The 20110-nt window shown below is 71.7% G+C and carries 17 protein-coding genes; 8 read left to right on the top strand and 9 right to left on the bottom strand.

Going from position 1 to position 20110, the window contains the following annotated elements; genetic code table 11:
* Positions 1–71: 71 nt before the first annotated feature.
* From LUZ64_RS12160 to LUZ64_RS12145, 4 genes are all read left to right on the top strand, one after another.
* Entirely contained in the window at positions 72–1901 is a 1830-nt protein-coding gene (locus LUZ64_RS12160) for an acyl-CoA dehydrogenase (protein ID WP_095578550.1), read from the top strand.
* A 108-nt stretch (positions 1902–2009) separates the two neighbouring features.
* Positions 2010–3296: a M18 family aminopeptidase gene (locus tag LUZ64_RS12155; RefSeq protein ID WP_095578549.1), complete on the top strand. Its 1287-nt coding sequence runs from the start codon at positions 2010–2012 to the stop codon at positions 3294–3296.
* 239 nt (positions 3297–3535) lie between these two features.
* Positions 3536–4186 carry a DUF4232 domain-containing protein gene (locus LUZ64_RS12150; RefSeq protein ID WP_095578548.1) on the top strand — a complete coding sequence of 217 codons (651 nt, stop codon included), beginning with the start codon at positions 3536–3538 and terminating at the stop codon, positions 4184–4186.
* Between the two features lie 110 nt (positions 4187–4296).
* Positions 4297–4521 (top strand): hypothetical protein, encoded by a 225-nt coding sequence (locus tag LUZ64_RS12145; protein WP_095578547.1) that lies wholly within the window; start codon positions 4297–4299, stop codon positions 4519–4521.
* Between the two features lie 66 nt (positions 4522–4587).
* On the opposite strand, the gene LUZ64_RS12140 is transcribed toward LUZ64_RS12145, so the two are convergent.
* On the bottom strand, positions 4588–6387 hold the full coding sequence (locus LUZ64_RS12140) for an NHL domain-containing thioredoxin family protein (protein WP_095578561.1): 1800 nt from the start codon (positions 6385–6387) through the stop codon (positions 4588–4590).
* A gap of 54 nt (positions 6388–6441) precedes the next feature.
* Positions 6442–7224 (bottom strand): carbon-nitrogen family hydrolase, encoded by a 783-nt coding sequence (locus LUZ64_RS12135; RefSeq protein ID WP_095578546.1) that lies wholly within the window; start codon positions 7222–7224, stop codon positions 6442–6444.
* A 166-nt stretch (positions 7225–7390) separates the two neighbouring features.
* On the opposite strand from LUZ64_RS12135, the gene LUZ64_RS12130 reads away from it, so the two are divergent.
* Positions 7391–8221, top strand: a complete 831-nt coding sequence (locus LUZ64_RS12130; protein ID WP_095578545.1) for a maleylpyruvate isomerase family mycothiol-dependent enzyme — start codon at positions 7391–7393, stop codon at positions 8219–8221.
* Positions 8222–8357: 136 nt separating this feature from the next.
* On the opposite strand, the gene LUZ64_RS12125 is transcribed toward LUZ64_RS12130, so the two are convergent.
* The 6 genes from LUZ64_RS12125 to pdhA form a co-directional block, all read right to left on the bottom strand.
* A complete protein-coding gene (locus LUZ64_RS12125; RefSeq protein ID WP_095578544.1) occupies positions 8358–9662 on the bottom strand; it encodes an MFS transporter in 1305 nt (434 codons plus the stop codon).
* Positions 9659–10333 carry a GntR family transcriptional regulator gene (locus tag LUZ64_RS12120; RefSeq protein ID WP_095578543.1) on the bottom strand — a complete coding sequence of 225 codons (675 nt, stop codon included), beginning with the start codon at positions 10331–10333 and terminating at the stop codon, positions 9659–9661. Before LUZ64_RS12120 ends, LUZ64_RS12125 begins: the two co-directional genes overlap by 4 nt.
* A 155-nt stretch (positions 10334–10488) precedes the next feature.
* Complete coding sequence (locus LUZ64_RS12115) at positions 10489–11334, bottom strand: helix-turn-helix transcriptional regulator (protein WP_095578542.1); 846 nt, start codon at positions 11332–11334, stop codon at positions 10489–10491.
* A 273-nt stretch (positions 11335–11607) separates the two neighbouring features.
* A complete protein-coding gene (locus LUZ64_RS12110; RefSeq protein ID WP_095578541.1) occupies positions 11608–13137 on the bottom strand; it encodes a dihydrolipoamide acetyltransferase family protein in 1530 nt (509 codons plus the stop codon).
* Positions 13138–13159: 22 nt separating this feature from the next.
* Positions 13160–14140 (bottom strand): alpha-ketoacid dehydrogenase subunit beta, encoded by a 981-nt coding sequence (locus LUZ64_RS12105; protein WP_087927307.1) that lies wholly within the window; start codon positions 14138–14140, stop codon positions 13160–13162.
* A gap of 1 nt (position 14141) precedes the next feature.
* Positions 14142–15296, bottom strand: coding sequence for a pyruvate dehydrogenase (acetyl-transferring) E1 component subunit alpha (pdhA, locus tag LUZ64_RS12100; RefSeq protein ID WP_095578540.1), 1155 nt, complete (start codon positions 15294–15296; stop codon positions 14142–14144).
* Between the two features lie 364 nt (positions 15297–15660).
* Here pdhA and LUZ64_RS12095 point away from each other — a divergent pair, with 364 nt between their 5' ends.
* From LUZ64_RS12095 to LUZ64_RS12085, 3 genes are all read left to right on the top strand, one after another.
* The gene (locus LUZ64_RS12095) at positions 15661–16320 is read left to right on the top strand and encodes a response regulator (RefSeq protein ID WP_095578539.1); all 660 of its coding nucleotides are present in this window, start codon (positions 15661–15663) and stop codon (positions 16318–16320) included.
* A 256-nt stretch (positions 16321–16576) separates the two neighbouring features.
* Entirely contained in the window at positions 16577–17038 is a 462-nt protein-coding gene (locus LUZ64_RS12090; protein ID WP_095578560.1) for a pyridoxamine 5'-phosphate oxidase family protein, read from the top strand.
* Positions 17039–17194: 156 nt separating this feature from the next.
* Positions 17195–18292, top strand: coding sequence for a phosphotransferase (locus LUZ64_RS12085; protein WP_095578538.1), 1098 nt, complete (start codon positions 17195–17197; stop codon positions 18290–18292).
* A gap of 112 nt (positions 18293–18404) precedes the next feature.
* On the opposite strand, the gene LUZ64_RS12080 is transcribed toward LUZ64_RS12085, so the two are convergent.
* A complete protein-coding gene (locus LUZ64_RS12080) occupies positions 18405–20057 on the bottom strand; it encodes a protein kinase domain-containing protein (protein ID WP_095578537.1) in 1653 nt (550 codons plus the stop codon).
* Between the last annotated feature and the right edge of the window lie 53 nt (positions 20058–20110).

Raw genomic sequence — 20110 nt, 5'->3', positions numbered from 1 at the left:
GGTAGCATCATGGAAATTACTGCCCGGTACGTATTTTGAGGTCTACCTCCCAGCCTTACGGAGCCGTTGTCATGGGCCACTACAAGTCGAATCTCCGCGACATCGAGTTCAACCTCTTCGAGGTGCTCGGCCGCGACAAGCTGTACGGCTCCGGCCCGTTCGCGGAGATGGACGTCGAGACCGCCAAGGACATCCTCTCGGAGATCACCCGGCTCTCCGAGAACGAGCTCGCGGAGTCCTACGCGGACACCGACCGCAACCCCCCGGTCTTCGACCCGGAGACCAACACCGCGCCGATCCCGGACACCTTCAAGAAGAGCTACCAGGCGTACATGGACGCCGAGTGGTGGCGCCTCGGCATCCCGGAGGAGATCGGCGGCACGACCGCCCCGCGCTCCCTCCTCTGGGGCTTCGCGGAGACGATCCTGGGCTCCAACCCGGCCGTCTGGATGTACTCCTCCGGCCCGGCGTTCGCCGGCGTGCTGCACGCCGAGGGCACCGAGCAGCAGAAGCACATCGCCAAGATCGCGGTGGAGAAGCAGTGGGGCTCCACCATGGTCCTGACCGAGCCGGACGCCGGTTCGGACGTCGGCGCCGGCCGCGCCAAGGCCGTCAAGCAGGAGGACGGCTCCTGGCACATCGAGGGCGTGAAGCGCTTCATCACCTCCGGTGAGCACGACATGGCGGAGAACATCCTCCACTACGTCCTCGCCCGCCCCGAGGGCCACGGCCCGGGCACCAAGGGCCTCTCCCTCTTCCTCGTCCCGAAGTTCGAGTTCGACTTCGAGACCGGCGAGCTGGGCGACCGCAACGGCGTCTACGCCACCAACGTCGAGCACAAGATGGGCCTCAAGGCGTCCAACACCTGTGAGATGACCTTCGGCGCCAACCACCCCGCCAAGGGCTGGCTCATCGGCGAGAAGCACGACGGCATCCGCCAGATGTTCATGATCATCGAGTTCGCGCGGATGATGGTCGGCACGAAGGCCATCGCCACCCTCTCCACCGGCTACCTCAACGCGCTGGAGTACGCCAAGGAGCGCGTGCAGGGCCCGGACCTGGCGAACTTCATGGACAAGACCGCGCCCAAGGTCACCATCACCCACCACCCCGACGTCCGCCGCTCGCTGATGACGCAGAAGGCGTACGCGGAGGGCATGCGCGCCCTCGTCCTGCACACCGCCGCCGTCCAGGACGACATCCTGGTCAAGGAGCACGCGGGCGAGGACACCAAGGCGCTGCACGGCCTCAACGACCTGCTGCTGCCGATCGTCAAGGGCTACGGCTCCGAGACCTCCTACGCGCAGCTCGCCCAGTCGCTCCAGACCTTCGGCGGCTCCGGGTACCTCCAGGAGTACCCGATCGAGCAGTACATCCGTGACGCGAAGATCGACACCCTCTACGAGGGCACGACCGCGATCCAGGGCCAGGACTTCTTCTTCCGGAAGATCGTCCGCGACCAGGGCGCGTCCCTGAACACCCTGGCCGAGGAGATCAAGAAGTTCCTCGCGTCCGAGGCCGGCGGCGAGGACCTGGCCGCCGCGCGTGGCTCGCTCGCCAAGGCCGCCGTGGACCTGGAGGCGATCGTCGGCAAGATGATCGCGGACCTCACCTCCACCGGCGAGGACGTCAAGAACATCTACAAGGTCGGCCTGAACACCACCCGCCTGCTGATGGTCTCCGGCGACGTCGTCGTCGGCTACCTGCTGCTGCGCGGCGCGGCCGTCGCCGCCGAGAAGCTCGCGGCCGGCGCCCCCGCCAAGGACAAGTCCTTCTACGAGGGCAAGATCGCCGCCGCGAAGTTCTTCGCCGCGAACATCCTGCCGGCCGTCTCCGTCGAGCGCGGTCTCGCCGAGGCCGTCGACAACTCCCTGATGGAGCTTGACGAGTCGGTGTTCTAACCGGCGTTCCGGTCAGGGTCCCGCTCGGGGTCCCCGAAGCACCGGACCAGGCAAAGGGCCTGCTCTTCCACCCGGAAGAGCAGGCCCTCTGTCCTTATCCTGAGTGCCATGAGCCCTGCGCACCGCTTCGACCGCGGCCACACCGACGACCTGATGACCTTCCTCGCCGCCAGCCCCTCGCCGTACCACGCGGTGGCCAACACCGCCGCACGGCTGGAGAAGGCGGGCTTCCGCCGGATCGCCGAGACCGACGCCTGGGACGCGTCGGCCGGCGGCAAGTACCTGACCCGCGGCGGCGCGATCATCGCCTGGTACGTCCCCGAGGGCGCCACCGCCGCCACGCCGTTCCGCATCATCGGTGCCCACACCGACTCGCCGAACCTGCGCGTCAAGCCGCTGCCCGACACCGGTGCCCACGGCTGGCGTCAGGTCGCCGTGGAGCTCTACGGCGGCACGCTGCTCAACACCTGGCTCGACCGCGACCTGGGCCTCTCCGGCCGCGTCACCCTGCGCGACGGCAGCGACCACCTGGTGAACGCCGACCGCCCGCTGCTGCGCGTGCCGCAGCTCGCCATCCACCTCGACCGCGGCGTCAACGAGGGCCTGAAGCTCGACAAGCAGCGCCACATGACCCCCATTTGGGGCCTGGGCACGCCGCGCGAGGGAGACCTGATCCGCTTCGTGGCGGAGGAGGCGGGTGTGGCCGCCGACGACATCACGGGCTGGGACCTCATGGTGCACAGCGTCGAGGCGCCCGCCTACCTCGGCCGCGACCGGGAGCTCCTCGCCGCCCCGCGCCTGGACAACCTGCTGTCCGTGCACGCCGGTACGGCCGCGCTGACGGCCGCCGTCGGCGGCGAGCTGTCGTACATCCCGGTGCTCGCCGCGTTCGACCACGAGGAGAACGGCAGCCAGTCGGACACCGGCGCGGAGGGCCCGCTCCTGGGCAATGTGCTGGAACGGTCGGTCTTCACCCGCGGCGGTACGTACGAGGACAAGGCGCGCGCCCTCGCCGGCACCATCTGCCTCTCCTCCGACATGGGCCACGCGGTGCACCCCAACTACGCCGAGCACCATGAGCCGGGGCACCACCCGCTGCCCAACGGCGGTCCCATCCTGAAGGTCAACGTCAATCAGCGGTACGCGACCGACGGCAGCGGGCGCGCGGTCTTCGCCGCCGCGTGCGAGCGGGCCGGTGTGCCGTGGCAGCACTTCGTCTCCCACAACGCCATGCCCTGCGGCACCACCATCGGTCCCATCACCGCCGCGCGGCACGGCATCGCCACCATCGACATCGGCCTCGCCTGCCTGTCCATGCACTCCGCCCGTGAGCTCTGCGGCGCGGACGACCCGTTCCTGCTGGCGGCGGCGCTGACCGCGTTCCTGGAGGGCTGAGTCCGGGCCGCCCTGGCCTGTTCCGGCCTGCCCGGACCCTTCCGGCCCGCCCGGGCCTCTTCCGGCCTGGCGGGCCCGTTCGGGCGGGCCGGACCCGGCGGACCGAACCGAAGGACTAACGTCACCGGAACGTTAGCCGTTCGGCGGCAAGGTGCGGAATGATCCCTGCCGTATTCCGTACCGCCCGTGCCACGGGTGCCGCCCGGTACCGCCAGTGACGTCCCATCGGGGGAACCAGCATGACTCGTACCCGCAGCCTCCGCCTCGCCGCCGCGGCGCTCACCGCCGCGGCGGCCCTCACCCTGACCGCCTGCGGAAGCGACGACGGTTCGGGGGCCAGGACCAGCGGCAAGGCCGAGACCTCCGACCTGGAGGAGACGGACCAGGGCGGACTTCAGGACGGGCGGAGCGGCGCGGACGGCCGGTACGGGCAGAACGAGGCGGCCAAGGTCGGCAAGGACGGCAAGGCCGCCTGCACCTCCGACACCGTCAAGGTGGAGGCCAGGGCCGTCCCGTCACCCGTGAACCACCTGCTCCTGGTGGCCACCAACACCTCCAAGGCCCCCTGCGTCGCCCACGGCTTCCCCTTCCTCCGCTTCGACGCCGACCAGGCCACGGCGGGCGTCGTCGAGGAGAGCAGGCCGCGGTCCGCCGTCACCCTGGCGCCCGGCAAGCCGGCCTACGCGGCCGTGCTCGCCGCCTCGGCCGACGGCTCGGGCGGCAACGCCCGCAAGGCCCGGAAGCTCGCCGTCTCCTTCCAGGGCGCCGACGGCGGCGGCAGCGTCGGCGGACAGATCCCGGTCGCCCTGCCCGGGGGCACGCTCGCCGTCGACGACTCCGCGCGCGTCACGTACTGGCAGGACGCACCGGCGCCCGCGCTCAAGTGGTGAGACCCGCCCGCTGATTGACCGTTCCGGTCGCGGGTACCCGCCGGGGAGCCGGCCGGCCGGAACGGCCGCGCCGGACCAGTGGGACACCGACGGGAACGGAGGCGGTCACCATGGGCATGGGCTGGTGCATCGGTCTGATCGGGATCGGCGCGATCCTCACCTTCGCCGTGGACTGGCGGCTGGAGGGAATGAACGTCCACCTGGTGGGCCTGATCCTGATGATCGTCGGGGTCATCGGCACCTCGGCGTACGTGAGCGTCTTCAAACGCCGCCGCACCCAGCCGCCGCCCCCGGCGGCGACGGTCGTCGAGGAGGACCACCGGTTCACCCGGTGACGCCCGCCCGTGCGGCGCGCGAGGACGTCCGGGAAGGGGCGGGGTGAGCCGCCCGCCCCTTCCGCGCTACGCGTCCAGGCCCGCCAGCACCAGCGGCAGGCGCTCCGCCCCGCCGGCGACCACCTGGACCGGGACTCCCCAGTCCTGCTGGTGCATGTGGCACGCGGGGTACTCGTTCGCCGGGTCGTCGTCGCAGGACGCCGCCATCGCCGACACGTGCAGCACGCCCGAGGTCACGCCGTCCGCCAGGACCAGGTCGCGGCCGAGGTCCGTGCCGGACCCCGCGCCCTCCGCGAGGAGCTCCGGCGGGGTGGAGCTGACCAGGAGGCGCGTCGACGGCCCGTAGCGGGTGTCGAGCTTCTGGCCCGCCGGGGCCTGGAAGACGACGTCGAGGCGGAGCCGGCCCGGCGCGATGTCGGTCGCGGCGCGCTGGGTGCGGTGGGCGACGGACTCGACCCGGACGGCCTCCTCGGGCAGGCGCAGCCGCGTGAGCCGGTGCCGGGCGGACTCGACGACGACGATGTCGTCGCCGTCCAGCACGGCGTCCGAGGGCTCGCGGAGGTCCGTCGCGAGGGTGGTCACCTCGCCGGTGGCCGGGTCGTAGCGGCGCAGGGCGTGGTTGTAGGTGTCGGAGACGGCCACCGAGCCGTCGGGGAGGGCCGTGACGCCCAGCGGGTGCTGGAAGAGCGCCTGCCCGGCCGCGCCGTCGCGGTGCCCGAAGTCGAAGAGGCCGGTGCCGACGGCGGTGCGGACGGCGAATCCCTCCCCGTCGCGCTCGACGTAGCGCAGCGCGCTGGTCTCGGAGTCGGCGATCCACAGCCGGTCCTCGGTCGCGGCCAGCCCGGAGGGCTGGGCGAACCACGCCTCGGCGGCCGGGCCGTCGACCAGGCCCTCGTTGGTGGTGCCGGCGGCGACCTCGACGGTGCCGGTCTCCGGGTCGTACGTCCACAGCTGGTGGACGCCCGCCATGGCGATCCAGAGGCGGCCGGCGAACCAGGCCACGTCCCAGGGGGAGGAGAGGTCGGTGTCGAGGGCGGGGCCGCTGGTGGGACGGCCCTGCATCCACTGGCGGCCGGTGCCGGCGAGGCTGGTGACGGCGCCGGTGGCCGGGTCGTAGGCGCGCAGGGCGTGATTGACGGTGTCGGCGACGGCGACCGTGCCGTCGGGGAGGACCGCGAGGCCCTGCGGCTCGCTGAAGGCGTCGGGGCCGAAGCCGCGCTCGCCGCTGCCGACGCGGCGGACGACGGTCTCGCCGTCGGCGGCGAGCTCCACGAGCTGGTGGCGGGTGGAGTCGGAGACGAGGAAGCCGCCGCCGGGCAGGGGCAGCACCTTGCCGGGGAAGCGCAGGTCGGTGGCCTCGGGCTCGGGCGCCACATAGGGGCCGTCGCCGCGGCGGAGGGTGCCCTTGGCCTCGTGGGTGGCCTCCAGCTCCGCGACGAGCGCGGCCAGGGCGTGGGCGTGGCCCTCGCCGGCGTGCTGGGCGACGATGTAGCCCTCGGGGTCGATGACGACGAGCGTGGGCCAGGCGCGTACGGCGTACTGCTTCCAGGTGGCGAGCTCGGGGTCGTCGAGGACGGGGTGGTGGACGCCGTAGCGCTCGACGGCGTCGACGACGGCCTGGTGTTCGGCCTCGTGGACGAACTTCGGGGAGTGCACACCGATGATCACGACGGTGTCGCGGTGCTTCTCCTCCAGTTCCCGGAGTTCGTCCAGGACATGCAGGCAGTTCACACAGCAGAACGTCCAGAAGTCCAGGATGACAATGCGTCCTCGCAGATCAGCGAGGGTGATCTCGGTGTCGCCGGTGTTCAGCCAACCGCCCTTGCCGATCAGTTCGGGGGCGCGGACACGTGCTCGAGAAGTCATGGTCCATTGGAACACCGGTACCCGCACACGCATTCCCGTGTCCACGACGTGGACCTATCGGCCCAGCACCCGGTCCTTCAGGGCCGGGAACTCCTCGCGGGTCTTCGCCACCTTCGCCGGGTCGAGGTCCACGGTGAGGACCTCCTCGTCCGGCCCGGCCTCGGCGAGGACCGCGCCCCAGGGGTCGACGACGAGGCTGTGCCCGGCCTGCGGCACGCCCGCGTGGGTGCCGGCGGTGCCGCACGCGAGGACGTAGGACTGGTTCTCGACGGCGCGCGCCCTGGCGAGCAGGGTCCAGTGCTCGCGGCGGCGCTCGGGCCAGCCGGCCGGGACGACGAGGGTCTGGGCCCCGGCGTCGACGAGGGCGCGGAAGAGCTCGGGGAAGCGGAGGTCGTAGCAGGTGGCCAGGCCCAGCGTGGTCTCCGGCAGCGGGACGGTGACGATCTCGGTGCCGGCGGACATCAGGACGGCCTCGCCCTGGTCGAAGCCGAAGCGGTGGATCTTGCGGTAGGTGCGGACGAGTTCGCCGGCCGGGGAGAGGACGAGCGAGGTGTTGAAGACCGGGCCGCCGGGCTCCGGGCGCTCGGCGATCGACCCGGCGTGCAGCCAGACCCCGGCGTCGCGCGCGGCCTCGGCCATGGCCCGGGCCGTGGGGCCGGCGACGGTCTCGGTGTCGCGGGTGAAGGACTCGTAGGCGAAGGCGCCGATGTGCCACAGCTCGGGCAGGACGACGAGGTCGCTCGTGCGCTGCTCACGGACGAGACGGGCGGCGCGGGCGCGGCGCGCGTCGGCCGGTTCGGCCGGGTCGACCGCCAGCTGGATCAGGGAAACGCGCACAGTACCCCCACTTTCAGCGTCCGAAACGACTGCATGGCTGCCCTCGCGCAGCGTAACTTAACTGCTGAGCACCCAGACAGATCCTGCCCCGACAGCTCATGCCCCGCAGCGACAAGTGACCTACGAGCAGCCCATCCGCGCACGCACGCAACGCCCGAGGGATCCCGTGACCGTCCACCCCAGTCTGCAACCCGCCGTCGATGCCTGGACCCATTCCGCCGAAGCGATCCTCGAGTTGGTGAGACCACTCGCCGAGGGCGACTGGAACCGGGCCACGGAGTGCCCCGGCTGGTCGGTGCGCGATGTGGTCTCGCACGTGATCGGCGTGGAGAGCGAGATGCTGGGCGAGCCTCGGCCGATCCACTCGCTGCCGCGCGATCTCTACCACGTGACCGACGAGTTCACGCGCTATATGGAGGTGCAGGTCGACGTGCGGCGCTGCCACACGGCGCTGGAGATGTCGTCGGAGCTGGACCTGATGATCATCAGGCGGGGCCGGCAGCTGCGGAACGAGACGCGCAGCCCGCAGACGCTGATCCGCTGGCCGCTGGGCACCAGCACGGAGACCACGCTGGAACGGACGTTGCGGTACCGGGTGTTCGACGTATGGACGCACGAGCAGGACCTGCGGCGCGCGCTGGGCGTGCCCGGGAACCTGGACTCGCCGGCCGCGGTGATCAGCCGTGACTTCCTGCTGGACGCGCTGCCGAAGGTCGTGGCGCGGGACGCCGGGGCGCCGCCGGGTGCGGCGGTGGTCTTCGACGTGCACGGCCCGCTGGAGTTCCTGCGGACCGTGCGGGTCGGCGAGCGGGGGCAGGCGAGGATCGACAGCCATGTGTCGCTGGGGCCGACGGTCACGCTGGCGCTGGACTGGGAGACGTACGCGCGGCTGGCGTGCGGGCGGGTGCGGCCGGAGCGGGCCGGGGACCGGATCAAGCGGGAGGGGGAGCCGGGGCTCGCGGAGGCGATCCTCCGCGAGTTCGCGGTGACGTCGTGAGGCGCTGACGTCGTGAGGTTCTGACGTCGTGAGGTTCTGACGTCGTGAGGCGCTGACGTCCTGAGGCGCTGACGTCCTGAGGCGCTGACGTCCTGAGGTGCTGATGCGGGCCCCTCCCGGCCCTTCCCCCCGCGGGTCACACCGGCACGTGCACGGTCTCCACCCTCGACGCGACGATCCGCTCCTCCTCGCGGCGTTGCGCGCGGGTGCGCAGCCGGAGGATCTGCGACAGCCCCAGGGCCTCCATGACGAACACCGAGGCGAAGGCGATCCGGTAGTCGTCGCCGGTGGCGTCGAGCAGCAGGCCCACGGCGAACAGCGTGACGATGCCGGCGACGAAGCCGCCCATGTTGACGATGCCGGAGGCGGTGCCCTGGCGCTCGGGCGGGTTCGCGGGGCGGGCGAAGTCGAAGCCGATCATCGAGGCCGGGCCGCAGGTGCCGAGCACGACGCAGAGGAGGACCAGCACCCACATCGGCGCGTGCGCGCCGGGCCAGAAGACGGCGACGGCCCACATCAGCGCGGTGACGGCGACGGTGCCGAGGGCGAGGGGCATCCGGGCGGCGTGGTGGCGGCCGATGATCTGCCCGTAGACGAGGCCGATGGCCATGTTGGCGAGCACGGCGACGGTGAGCAGCAGGCCCGCGGTGTCCCGGGAGAGGCCCTGCGCCTCGACGAGGAACGGCATGCCCCACAGGAGCATGAAGACCTGCATGGGGAACTGGGTGGTGAAGTGCACCCACATGCCGAGCCGGGTGCCGGGCTCCCGCCAGGCGCGGGCGATCTGGCGGCGGACGAAGCCGCGGCCGGAGTGGCCGACCGGGGCGGGCTCGTATCCCTCGGGGTGGTCCTTGAGGAAGGCGAGCATCAGGACGAGGACGACGGCTCCGGCGGCGGCGCTGCCGACGAAGGTCTGGGTCCAGCCCGCGCTGTGGAGGATCCGGGTGAGAAACACGGTGGAGACGAGGTTTCCGGCCATCCCGAAGAGGGCCGCGACCTGGGCGATCATCGGGCCGCGGCGGGCGGGGAACCAGCGGGCGCCGAGCCGCAGGACGCTGATGAACGTCATCGCGTCGCCGCAGCCGAGGAGGGCGCGGCTGGCGAGGGCGGTGCCGTAGGAGTGCGAGAGGCCGAAGGCGAGCTGTCCGGCGGTGAAGAGGACCGTGCCGAGCGCGAGGACCTTCCGGGTGCCCAGCCGGTCGATCATCAGGCCGACGGGTATCTGCATGCCCGCGTAGACGAGCAGCTGGAGTATGGAGAAGGTGGAGAGCGCGGAGGCGTTGATCTGGAAGCGCTCGGCGGCGTCGATGCCCGCGACGCCGAGGCTGGTGCGGAAGATGATGGCGACGAGGTAGACGGCGACGCCGATGCCCCAGACGGCCATGGCGCGGCGGCCGCCGGGCGGGTCGCCGGGGAGCGCGGCCGTTCCGTGGGCGCTCATCGGATGTCGCCCTGCGCGAGGTTGCGCACCCAGCCGATGTGCTGGTCGATGATCTCGACGGCCGCGTCGGCGTCCCCGGAGCGCAGGGCCTCCAGGATGCCGGCGTGCTCGGCGTGGTTCTTGGCGATGCGGTCGGGGTGGGCGTGCATGACGGCCACGCCCATCCGCAGCTGCCGGTCGCGGAGCTGGTCGTAGAGGCGGGAGAGGATCTGGTTGCCGATGCTGCTGACGATCTCGGCGTGGAAGGCCCGGTCGCTGACGGACACGGCGGCGAGGTCACCGGCGGCGGCCTGCCGGCGCATGTCGTCGAGGAGCTCCGCCAGGCGCGTGAGGAGCCGCTCGGAGGCGGGGACGGCCTTGGTGGCGGCGTACTTCTCCACCAGCAGCCGGGTCTCGACCACATCGGCGATCTCCTGCGCGGACACGGCGAGGACGAGCGCGCCCTTCTTCGGGTAGAGCTTGAGCAGCCCCTCCGCCTCCAGCTTCAGGAGCGCCTCCCGCACCGGTGTCCGGGACACCCCGACCGCCTCGGCCAGATCTCCTTCGGTGAGCAGCGTGCCGCCCTCGTAATGACGCTGGAGTACGGCTTCCTTGACATGCGTGTAGACGCGTTCGGCGGCGGGGGGCTGTTTGGTCTGGAGACCGGGCGCGGCGGGGGGAGCGGATGACATGCGCACAGCTTAGATACAACACGTATGCGTGAGGAGAGGGTGTCCACCATCCGGGACCGCGGGGTGCGGTCGGGTACGGGCGGGCGTGCGGACGGCGCGAGGGCGGCAGAGGTACGGGCGGACGTGCGGACGGTGGAGGAACGGGCGCCGGGACGTCAGCGCGGGCCGGACCACCCCTCCAGGGGTGTGATGAAGACGAACCGCAGGTCGGGGCGCTGTATGGGCAGCAGGACGTGCGTCGTCACCCGGGTCTCGACGTTGCCGTGGTACGGCAGGCGCAGCCGGAAGACGTGGCCGTCGCGGTGTTCGACGACGTCGTGCTCCTCGGCCCAGATGCGTCGGCAGTCCGCGTCGGCGTCAAGGATGTCGCGGACGAGGGTGCGCAGTTCGGTGTCGCCGGGGTCGCCGTTGGCGGCCACGCGGAGCATGGCGAGGTAGGCGCGGGCGCAGTTGTCCTCCCAGTCGAGCATCTGCTCGCGGGCCTCGGGGTCGAGGAGCGCCCAGCGCATGAGATTGGCGCCCGGGCGAAGGACCCAGGGAAACCATTCACCCATCAGGGAATTGGCGGCGACGACATTCCACGCCACGTCGGAGAGATAAGCGGGATAGGAGACCTGCTGCTCCAGCAGGGCCTTTACACCGTGCGGCAAGTCCTTGTGCTCCCGGGAGAGTTCACCGGGCGGGCGGCGGCCGCAGACCGCGAGGAAGAGGGTGAGTGTTTCCGCCTCGCTCAGCCGGAGCGCCTGGGCCACGCGGAGCAGAAAGCTCTCGGAGAAGTCCTGGCGGCGACCCGCCTCCAGGGTGCGGTACCAGCCCTCGCTGACCCCGGTCAGCCGCGCCACCTGGGCCTGGGAAAGGCGCCTGCCGGGACGGGGAACGGTGCCGCGCAGCTCGGGCACGGTACGGGCGTCGACGCGGGCCCGCCACGCCCGCAGGAGGCGGCTTATGGATTCGCCGTCCACGCGGCCGTCGCCGTCCAACGCGACCTCCCATTCCGACACTGCAAGTGTTGGTCAATCTTAAGTAAATTGCGCAGCACGGGCCATTCCACCTCCTGCCAGGGGCGGAATCCCGAGGCCGCTCCGTTTCAGGACGAAGGGCCCGGACGCAGGCTCTCTCCTCACTGGAGGGGGGTGAGGAGGGACGCGTCCGGGCCCTTTGTCTTTTCTTTTTCAACTTCCCGGCGGGCCGCGCAAAGGAACCGGGGGCATTTACTGACCGGTCGGCCGGTCAGTAAATGTGTTTCTCCCGTCGGTCCGGGTGATCGACCCCGGTCAGCCCCAGGTGATCAGCCGCTGCGGGTTCTCCAGCACCGCCGCCACATCGGCCAGCACCTTCGAGCCCAGCTCGCCGTCGACCAGGCGGTGGTCGAACGACAGCGCCAGCGTGGTCACCTGCCGCGGCTTGACCTTGCCCTTGTGGACCCACGGCTGGAGCTTGACCGCCCCGAAGGCCAGGATCGCGGACTCACCGGGGTTGAGGATCGGCGTACCGGTGTCGATGCCGAACACACCGACGTTGGTGATGGTGACTGTGCCGCCCGACATGTCCGCGGGGGACGTCCTGCCCTCGCGGGCCGTCGCGACCAGGTCGCCCAGCGCCCGCGACAGCTCCGGGAGCGTCTTGGCCTGCGCTTCCTTGATGTTGGGCACGATCAGACCGCGCGGCGTCGCCGCGGCGATGCCCAGGTTCACGTAGTCCTTGCGGACGATCTCCTGGTTCTCCTCGTCCCAGGCGGCGTTGACGTCCGGGTTCCGCTTGATCGCGACGAGCAGGGCCTTCGCGACCAGCAGCAGCGGGTTCACCCGGAGCCCGGCCATGTCCGGGTCGGTCTTGAGCTTCTGGACGAGCTTCATCGTGCGGGTGACGTCGACGGTGACGAACTCCGTGACGTGCGGCGCCGTGAAGGCACTGGCGACCATCGCCTGCGCGGTGGCCTTGCGGACGCCCTTGACGGGGATCCGGGTCTCCCGCGAGACGAGGGCACCCGCCCCGGACGCGGCCTCCGCGCCCGGCGCCGCCTCCGCCACGGCACCGGAGGCGAGGGGCGCCGGGGAAGCGGCCGTCGGCGCGGAAGCGGCCGCCAGGGCCGCGTGGACGTCCTCACGGGTCACCACACCGTCCGCGCCCGTCGGCGTGACCGTGGCGAGGTCCACGCCCAGGTCCTTGGCGAGCTTGCGGACCGGCGGCTTGGCCAGCGGCCGGCCGCCGGAGGCCGAGGCCAGGGCGAGACCGCCGAGCGCCGGCTCCGGCGCGACGGGAGTGACGGGAGTGATGGGAGCAGCCGGCGCGACCGGTGCCACTGGTGCGACCGGTGCCGTGTGCCCGTTCAGCTCGGCCTGCACGGCCGCCGCCACCGAGGACGCGGCCCCCGGCTGCGGCTTGCGCGCGCGGCGCTTGGTCGACGACGGGGCGGCGCCGTAGCCCACCAGCACGGCCTGGCGGCCGCCGGTCTCCGGCTCGGGCTCGGCGGCCGTGGCGGCCGCCCGCGCGGCGGCGGGGGCCGCCTCCGGGGCGGCACCGGCCGGCCCCGCGCCCGGGTTCGTGTCCACGGAGATGATCGCCGTGCCCACGTCCACGGTCGTGCCCTCGTCGAAGCGCAGCTCGTGCACCACGCCGTCGAACGGGATCGGCAGCTCCACGGCCGCCTTGGCGGTCTCGACCTCGCAGACCACCTGCCCGTCGGCGACGGTGTCCCCGACGGCCACGTACCACTTGAGGATCTCGGCCTCGGTGAGCCCCTCGCCCACGTCGGGCATCTTGAACTCGCGGAAGCGCTGGTCGTTGGCGGTGCTTGCAGTCATTGTCACGACTCTCCTCGTACCCCTAGTACGCCAGCGCGCGGTCGACGGCGTCGAGCACCCGGTCCAGGCCCGGGAGGTACTCGTCCTCCAGCCGGGACGGCGGGTAGGGCGCGTGATAGCCACCGACCCGCAGCACCGGGGCCTCCAGGTGGTAGAAGCAGCGCTCGGTGATCCGGGCGGCGATCTCCGCGCCCGTGCCCAGGAACACCGGGGCCTCGTGGACGACGACCAGCCGGCCGGTGCGCTCCACGGACGCCTGGATCGCGTCGAAGTCGACGGGCGACATCGAGCGGAGGTCCAGGACCTCCAGGGACTTGCCCTCCTCCTCGGCCGCCGCCGCGGCCTCCAGACAGGTCTTCACCATCGGCCCGTAGGCGACGAGGGTGAGGTCCGTGCCCTGGCGCACCGTGCGGGCGGCGTGCAGGGGCGCGGGGATCGCCGAGCGGTCGAGCTCGGACTTGTCGTGGTAGCGGCGCTTCGGCTCGAAGTAGATCACCGGGTCGTCGCTCTGGATCGCCTGCTGGAGCATCCAGTAGGCGTCCGAGGCGTTCGACGGTGAGACCACCTTCAGGCCCGCGACGTGCGCGAACAGCGCCTCGGGCGACTCGCTGTGGTGCTCGACGGCACCGATGGCACCGCCGTAGGGGATGCGGATGACGACCGGCAGCTTGATCTTGCCCAGCGCGCGGGCGTGCATCTTGGCCAGCTGGGTGACGATCTGGTCGTACGCGGGGAAGACGAAACCGTCGAACTGGATCTCCACCACCGGGCGGTAGCCGCGCAGGGCCAGCCCGATCGCCGTGCCGACGATGCCGGACTCGGCGAGCGGGGTGTCGATCACCCGGTCCTCGCCGAAGTCCTTCTGCAGGCCGTCGGTGACACGGAAGACGCCGCCGAGCTTGCCGACGTCCTCCCCCATCACCAGGACCTTGGGGTCGTTCTCCAGGGCGGTCCGCAGCGAGGCGTTGATCGCCTTGACGACGGAGAGCTTCTCGGCAGCCATCTCAGTTGCTCTCCTCTGCGAAGGACGCCTGGTACGCGGCGAACTGGGCGCGCTCTTCGTCCACGAGGGCGTGGCCGTCGGCGTAGATGTTCTCGAAGATCACCATGTTGTCGGGGTCCGGCATGGTCCGGACGGCGTCGCGCACCCGCTTGGCGAGCGCGTCGGCCTCGGTCTCCAGGGCGGCGAAGAACGCCTCGTCGGCGAGGCCCTCGCGGTCCAGGTAGGTGCGCAGCCGCAGGATCGGGTCCTTGGCCTCCCACAGCTCGCGCTCCTCGTCCCGGCGGTACTTCGTCGGGTCGTCGGAGGTGGTGTGGGCGCCCATGCGGTACGTGAACGCCTCGATGAGCATGGGGCCCTGGCCGGTGCGGGCGCGCTCCAGGGCGGCCTTGGTGACGGCCAGCACGGCGAGGACGTCGTTGCCGTCGACGCGGACGCCCGGGAAGCCGTAGCCCTGCGCGCGCTGGTAGAGCGGCACACGGGTCTGGCGCTCGGTGGGCTCGGAGATCGCCCACTGGTTGTTCTGGCAGAAGAACACGACCGGGGCGTTGTAGACCGCCGAGAACGTGAACGCCTCCGCCACGTCGCCCTGGCTGGACGCGCCGTCGCCGAAGTAGGCGATCACGGCGGAGTCGGCGCCGTCCTTGGCCACGCCCATGGCGTAGCCGGTGGCGTGCAGCGCCTGCGAGCCGATGACGATCGTGTAGAGGTGGAAGTTGTTCTCGTTCGGGTCCCAGCCACCGTGGTTGACGCCGCGGAACATGCCCAGCAGGTTGGTGGGGTCGACCCCGCGGCACCAGGCCACGCCGTGCTCGCGGTAGGTCGGGAAGACGTAGTCGTCGGCGCGGGTCGCCCGGCCGGAGCCGATCTGCGCGGCCTCCTGGCCGAGCAGCGAGGCCCACAGGCCCAGTTCGCCCTGGCGCTGAAGAGTGGTCGCCTCCGCGTCGAAGCGGCGGGTCAGCACCATGTCGCGGTACAGGCCACGCAGTTCTTCGGCGGTCAGGTCGATGGAGTAGTCGGGGTGCTCGACCCGCTCGCCCTCCGGTGTCAGCAGCTGTACGAGCTCGGGCTCGCCCGGCGCGGCGGCGCGGGTCTTGGCCCCGGCGCGCTTGCTGCTGCCACGGCGCGGCTTGCGCGCGGCAGTGCTGTCCACAGTCACGTGTGCTCCTCCGTCTGTCCGGCCCCCGGGGTCGCCGGCGGCCAGAGGGGGTTCCCCCGCCGTGAGGCAGGAGAAGGCTCGCTCGATCCCCGACGGCACACGGGGTGGGTGTGCCGAGGCCGGAAACCGGGCGTGACAGGCGCCCCGGCCAAAGGCCTGCAATAAGCACGTTACCCAGAAGGCCGCATTCCTGCGAAACCCTGCCTGACCTGCAATTTTGCTTGGATTTCCAAGTAAATCGAGAAAGCTGGGCAACGCTCCTGGTCACGTCCTTGTGAGCACAGCCCCTGCGGGCTGCCGGAACGACCGCACGTTATCCCGGAGAACAAGAGCAGGGGAAGAGTTGGTGTGTGAGACTGGCACTGTGCCCGAACAGCGAAAAATCACGGTATTTCTGCTCGACGACCACGAGGTCGTCCGGCGTGGCGTGCACGAGATGCTCTCCGTGGAGGAGGACATCGAGGTCGTCGGAGAGGCCGGTACGGCGGCGGACGCGCTGGTGCGCATTCCGGCGACCCGCCCCGACGTCGCGGTTCTGGATGTGCGCCTTCCGGATGGCAGCGGCGTCGAAGTTTGTAGGGAAATTCGTACTCAGGACGAGAACATCAAATGTTTGATGCTCACCTCCTTCGCCGATGACGAGGCGCTGTTCGACGCGATCATGGCGGGCGCGTCCGGTTACGTTCTGAAAGCGATCCGTGGCAATGAGCTCCTGTCCGCGGTGCGGGACGTCGCGGCCGGCAAGTCCCTGCTGGACCCCGTGGCGACCGCCCGGGTGCTGGAGCGGCTGCGCGACGGCAAGGACCCCAAGGGCGACGACCGGCTCGCCAACCTGACCGACCAGGAGCGGCGGATCCTCGACCTGATCGGCGAGGGCCTGACCAACCGGGCCATCGGCGAGCGGCTGCACCTCGCCGAGAAGACCATCAAGAACTACGTCTCCAGCCTGCTGTCCAAGCTCGGCATGGAGCGGCGCTCCCAGGCGGCCGCCTATGTGGCCCGCCTCCAGGCCGAGAAGCGCTGAGCCGGGCGGGAGACCGCCGCACGCCCGCGGGCCTCCGTAAGGACGCCGCGCCCCGACGCGGCGTCCTTACGGAGCGCCCTCGCATGGAACGCGCCCTCGCATGGAACGCGCCCCCGCACCACCGCCCGCGCCACCACCCGTTCCGCCGCCACAGTTCACCGTATCGAGTGGAAAATGGTGATTCGGGACCAACGTCCCGCCGCATAAGGGCGGGTGCCCCTATAGGCCCTGGCGCCCGGCGTGCACAGTGGTGACCATGCTCTCCGCGCCCACCGGGCTCTCCACCGGTCACCAGGACCGCGACCAGTACCGCGCGCTCGAACTGCTCGACCGCACCCCTTACGGCAGGGTCTCGGTGAGCATGCGCGCACTGCCCTTCGTCACCGTCGCCCGGCACATCGTCTCCGGCCGGCAGGTGCTGCTGCGCCTGCACGGCGGCTTCGGCTACGCCCAGGCGTGCGACGGCAACGTCGTCGCGTACGGCGCGGACAACCTCAGCGGGCGCCCCGAGGGCGACGAGTCCGTCTGGACCGTGCAATTCGTCGGCACCGCACGGCTCTTCACGCCCGGCCCCGCCGAACTCGACCGCTTCGGCCGGCCCCCGCGCACCGCGGACGACACGCCCTTCGATCCCGAATACCTGTGCATCGAACCGCAGTTCATCACCTTGCACCACCTCGAAGGCGTACCCGCACGACAGGTCGCGCACTCAGCGTGATCTAACATTTGGAGCGTGCCGCGCTCACTTGTCCCGCCCCCCGTCGTCTCTCCCGTCGGCGGAGTCCGGAGGGACGCCGGCCGCCCGCGACCCGGCCGGGCGAGACCTGACGGCACCCGCGGGGGGACCGGGGGCACCACCGGCATCACCAGCCCCGTGGGCGTCAACGGCCCCGGCGGGCCCGCGGGAACGGAAGCGCTCGACGGCACCACCCTGCACAGCCTTCTGCGCCTCTACGGGCAGGCCGGCGAACCGCTCGGGTGCGTACCGCTGACCGAGGGCCTCCTCAACCGCGGCTACCGCCTCACCACCACCCGGGGCCGCTTCTTCCTCAAGCACCACCTCGACGGCGACCAGGCCGCCATCGCCCGCCAGCACGCCGTCACCCTGCGGCTGGCCGCCCTCGGCCTGCCCGTCGCCCCGCCCGTGGCGGACGCCCAGGGCTCCACCGTCACCGTCCTCGACGGCCGCTGCTACGCCCTGCATCCGTGGGTCGAGGGCCGCCACCACGACGGCGGCGAGCTGACCCGCGCGCAGTCCCGCCGGCTCGGGGCGCTGCTGGGCCATGTGCACATGTGCCTGGAGGAGGTCTGCCGCGAGGAGAGCCCGGCCGCCGAGCACCCGCACGGGGCCCAGGAAGGCCCTGAGGGACCCTCTGGCGGCCTCGGGGACCCCTGGCAGGCCCAGGACGCCGCCGCGGACCCCCAGGACACGTACGCCCTCATCGAGGAGCTCCTGGGGCTCGTCCGGCGCCGGCCCCGCGACTCCTTCGACGAGCTGGCCGAACACCGGCTCGTCGAACGCCGCGCCCTGCTGGAACGGCACGCCCACCGCCGACCGGCCGCCGCGCCCGCCCGCGGCTGGGTGCACGGCGACTTCCACCCGCTCAACCTGCTCTACCGCGGCGGCGAGCCGGCCGCGATCGTCGACTGGGACCGGCTGGGCGTCCAGCCCCGCGCCGAGGAGGCCGTACGCGCCGCCGTGATCTTCTTCCTGCGCCCCGACGGCACGCTGGACCTCGCGAAGATACGGCCGTACGCGCGCGCCTACCGCCGGGCCTGCGGGGCGGACACGGCCGAACTGGCGGCGGCGGTGCACCGCGTGTGGTGGGAGCGGCTCAACGACTTCTGGATGCTGCGCTGGCGCTACCAGCTCGGCGACCACCGCGCCGACCCCGGCTTCCCCGCGTCGGCGGCGCTGTCCGTGTGGTGGACGCGCTCGTACGGCGCGGTGCGCGAGGCGTTCACGGACTGAGGGCGCCCGGGGCGCGCGGGGTTCGGCCGAAGCCGGCCGGGAACGAACGAGCCCGGTGGCGGATACCGGGAGGTAACCGCCACCGGGCTCATCGGCCGGGTGCGCGCGTCCGTCAGGGCGTGGTGCCGGTGCCCTGGCCGACGGTCGTGGTGCCGGGGCCGCCGACCTGGCCGGCCGAGGTGCCCGTGCTCGCGCTGCCGCCGTCCTGGCCGGCGTTGGTGTTGCCACCGGTCGGGGGCTTCTCGTCGCCCGACGGCTTCGTCGACGGCTCGCCCGAAGGGGTCGGCGGGGTCGACGGGTCGTTCGAGGGCTTCCCGGACGGCTTGGTCGAGTGGTGCGAACCGGTGTCGCCGTCCGGCTCCTGGCCACCGCCGGTGCTGGAGGTGTCGGACTCCCGCTCGCCCGTGGTGCCGCCCTCGGGCTGGCCGACGGGGGTGGGCTTCCGGGAGGTCTCCGGGCTGGGGGACGGGTTCGCGGACGAGGAGGAGCTGGTCGACGGCTTGGGCGACTTCGTGTCCTTGTCGTTGTCGGACTTGCCGCCCATCTTCATCGCGAAGGCCACGCCCGCCACGACCGCGATCAGCGCGACCACGGCGATCAGCACCATCTTGCCCTTGCCGCCGCCACCGCCCCGGCCGCCGCCGTAGCCGTCGAAGCCGCCGTTGTCACCGCCGCGCGACGGGATGATCGGCTGCTGCGAGGTGCTGCCGTGCACCGGGTGCGGCATGGCGGTGGTCCCGGCCATGCCACCGCCCATGCCGCCCATGCCCAGGGCCTGGGTGGCGGCGGTGGCGTGCGCGACCGGACCGGTGTCCCAGGAGCCCGAGTGGGCGCCCGCGTCGTGCAGCATCTGCAGCGCGTACTGGACCAGCCCGCGCATCTCCTCGGCGCTCTGGAACCGGTCGTCCGGGTCCTTGGCGAGGGAGCGCATGACCAGCCCGTCGAGCTCCGGCGGCACGCTGCCGAGGACCTGCGACGGCGCGACCGGGGTGTCCTGGACGTGCTGGTAGACGACCGACAGCGGGGTCTCGCCGGTGAACGGGGGACGCAGCGCCAGCAGTTCGTAGAGCAGGCAGCCGGTGGCGTAGAGATCCGAGCGCGCGTCGACCGTCTTGCCGAGCGCCTGCTCGGGCGAGAGGTACTGCGGCGTGCCCATGACCATGCCGGTCTGGGTCATGGTGGAGGCCGCGCCGTGCAGGGCGCGGGCGATGCCGAAGTCCATGACCTTGACCGCGCCGTTGTTCGTGATGATCACGTTGGCGGGCTTGATGTCACGGTGCACGATGCCGTGCTGGTGGCTGTAGGCCAGGGCCTCCAGCACCCCCGAGACGATGATCAGGGCCTGGTCGGGCGGCGGGGTCTCGGCGCCCAGCAACAGGTCGCGAATAGTGCGGCCTTCAACAAGCTCCATGACGATGTACGGCACGACGTTGCGGCCGACGGTGTCCTCGCCGGAGTCGTAGACCGCGACCACAGCGTGGTGGTTCAGCCCGGCCACCGACTGCGCCTCGCGGGTGAAGCGCGCCTTCGAGACCGGGTCCTCCGCGAGGTCGGCCCGGAGCAGCTTCACCGCGACCGTACGGCCGAGGCGCACGTCCTCGGCGGCGAACACCTCCGCCATGCCACCGCGGCCGAGCCTGTGGGTGAGGCGGTAGCGGCCGTCTCCGACCAGGCCGCCATTGCCCCACATTTCAGGCACATCGGGCATGCCGCCCCCGTTGGCGTCAGGGTCTGTCGGACCCTGGGCGCTCTGCGTCTGTGCCATCAGTCCTCGCCGTCGTGTCTGTCCGCTGCGCGTGGGAGGCGCGGCGCGGGGAA

Origin of the sequence: Streptomyces albireticuli (assembly GCF_021228125.1) — a bacterium.
Classification (GTDB): domain Bacteria; phylum Actinomycetota; class Actinomycetes; order Streptomycetales; family Streptomycetaceae; genus Streptomyces; species Streptomyces albireticuli.
This window is presented reverse-complemented; position numbering and strand designations above follow the sequence as displayed.

What these genes read in the sequence shown, in the direction of transcription:
- LUZ64_RS12160 (WP_095578550.1), top strand. Translation starts at nt 72, where the DNA reads ATGGGCCACTACAAGTCGAATCTCCGCGACATCGAGTTCAACCTCTTC.
- LUZ64_RS12155 (WP_095578549.1), top strand. Translation starts at nt 2,010, where the DNA reads ATGAGCCCTGCGCACCGCTTCGACCGCGGCCACACCGACGACCTGATG.
- LUZ64_RS12150 (WP_095578548.1), top strand. Translation starts at nt 3,536, where the DNA reads ATGACTCGTACCCGCAGCCTCCGCCTCGCCGCCGCGGCGCTCACCGCC.
- LUZ64_RS12145 (WP_095578547.1), top strand. Translation starts at nt 4,297, where the DNA reads ATGGGCATGGGCTGGTGCATCGGTCTGATCGGGATCGGCGCGATCCTC.
- LUZ64_RS12140 (WP_095578561.1), bottom strand. Translation starts at nt 6,387, where the DNA reads ATGACTTCTCGAGCACGTGTCCGCGCCCCCGAACTGATCGGCAAGGGC.
- LUZ64_RS12125 (WP_095578544.1), bottom strand. Translation starts at nt 9,662, where the DNA reads ATGAGCGCCCACGGAACGGCCGCGCTCCCCGGCGACCCGCCCGGCGGC.
- LUZ64_RS12120 (WP_095578543.1), bottom strand. Translation starts at nt 10,333, where the DNA reads ATGTCATCCGCTCCCCCCGCCGCGCCCGGTCTCCAGACCAAACAGCCC.
- LUZ64_RS12110 (WP_095578541.1), bottom strand. Translation starts at nt 13,137, where the DNA reads ATGACTGCAAGCACCGCCAACGACCAGCGCTTCCGCGAGTTCAAGATG.
- LUZ64_RS12105 (WP_087927307.1), bottom strand. Translation starts at nt 14,140, where the DNA reads ATGGCTGCCGAGAAGCTCTCCGTCGTCAAGGCGATCAACGCCTCGCTG.
- LUZ64_RS12090 (WP_095578560.1), top strand. Translation starts at nt 16,577, where the DNA reads ATGCTCTCCGCGCCCACCGGGCTCTCCACCGGTCACCAGGACCGCGAC.
- LUZ64_RS12080 (WP_095578537.1), bottom strand. Translation starts at nt 20,057, where the DNA reads ATGGCACAGACGCAGAGCGCCCAGGGTCCGACAGACCCTGACGCCAAC.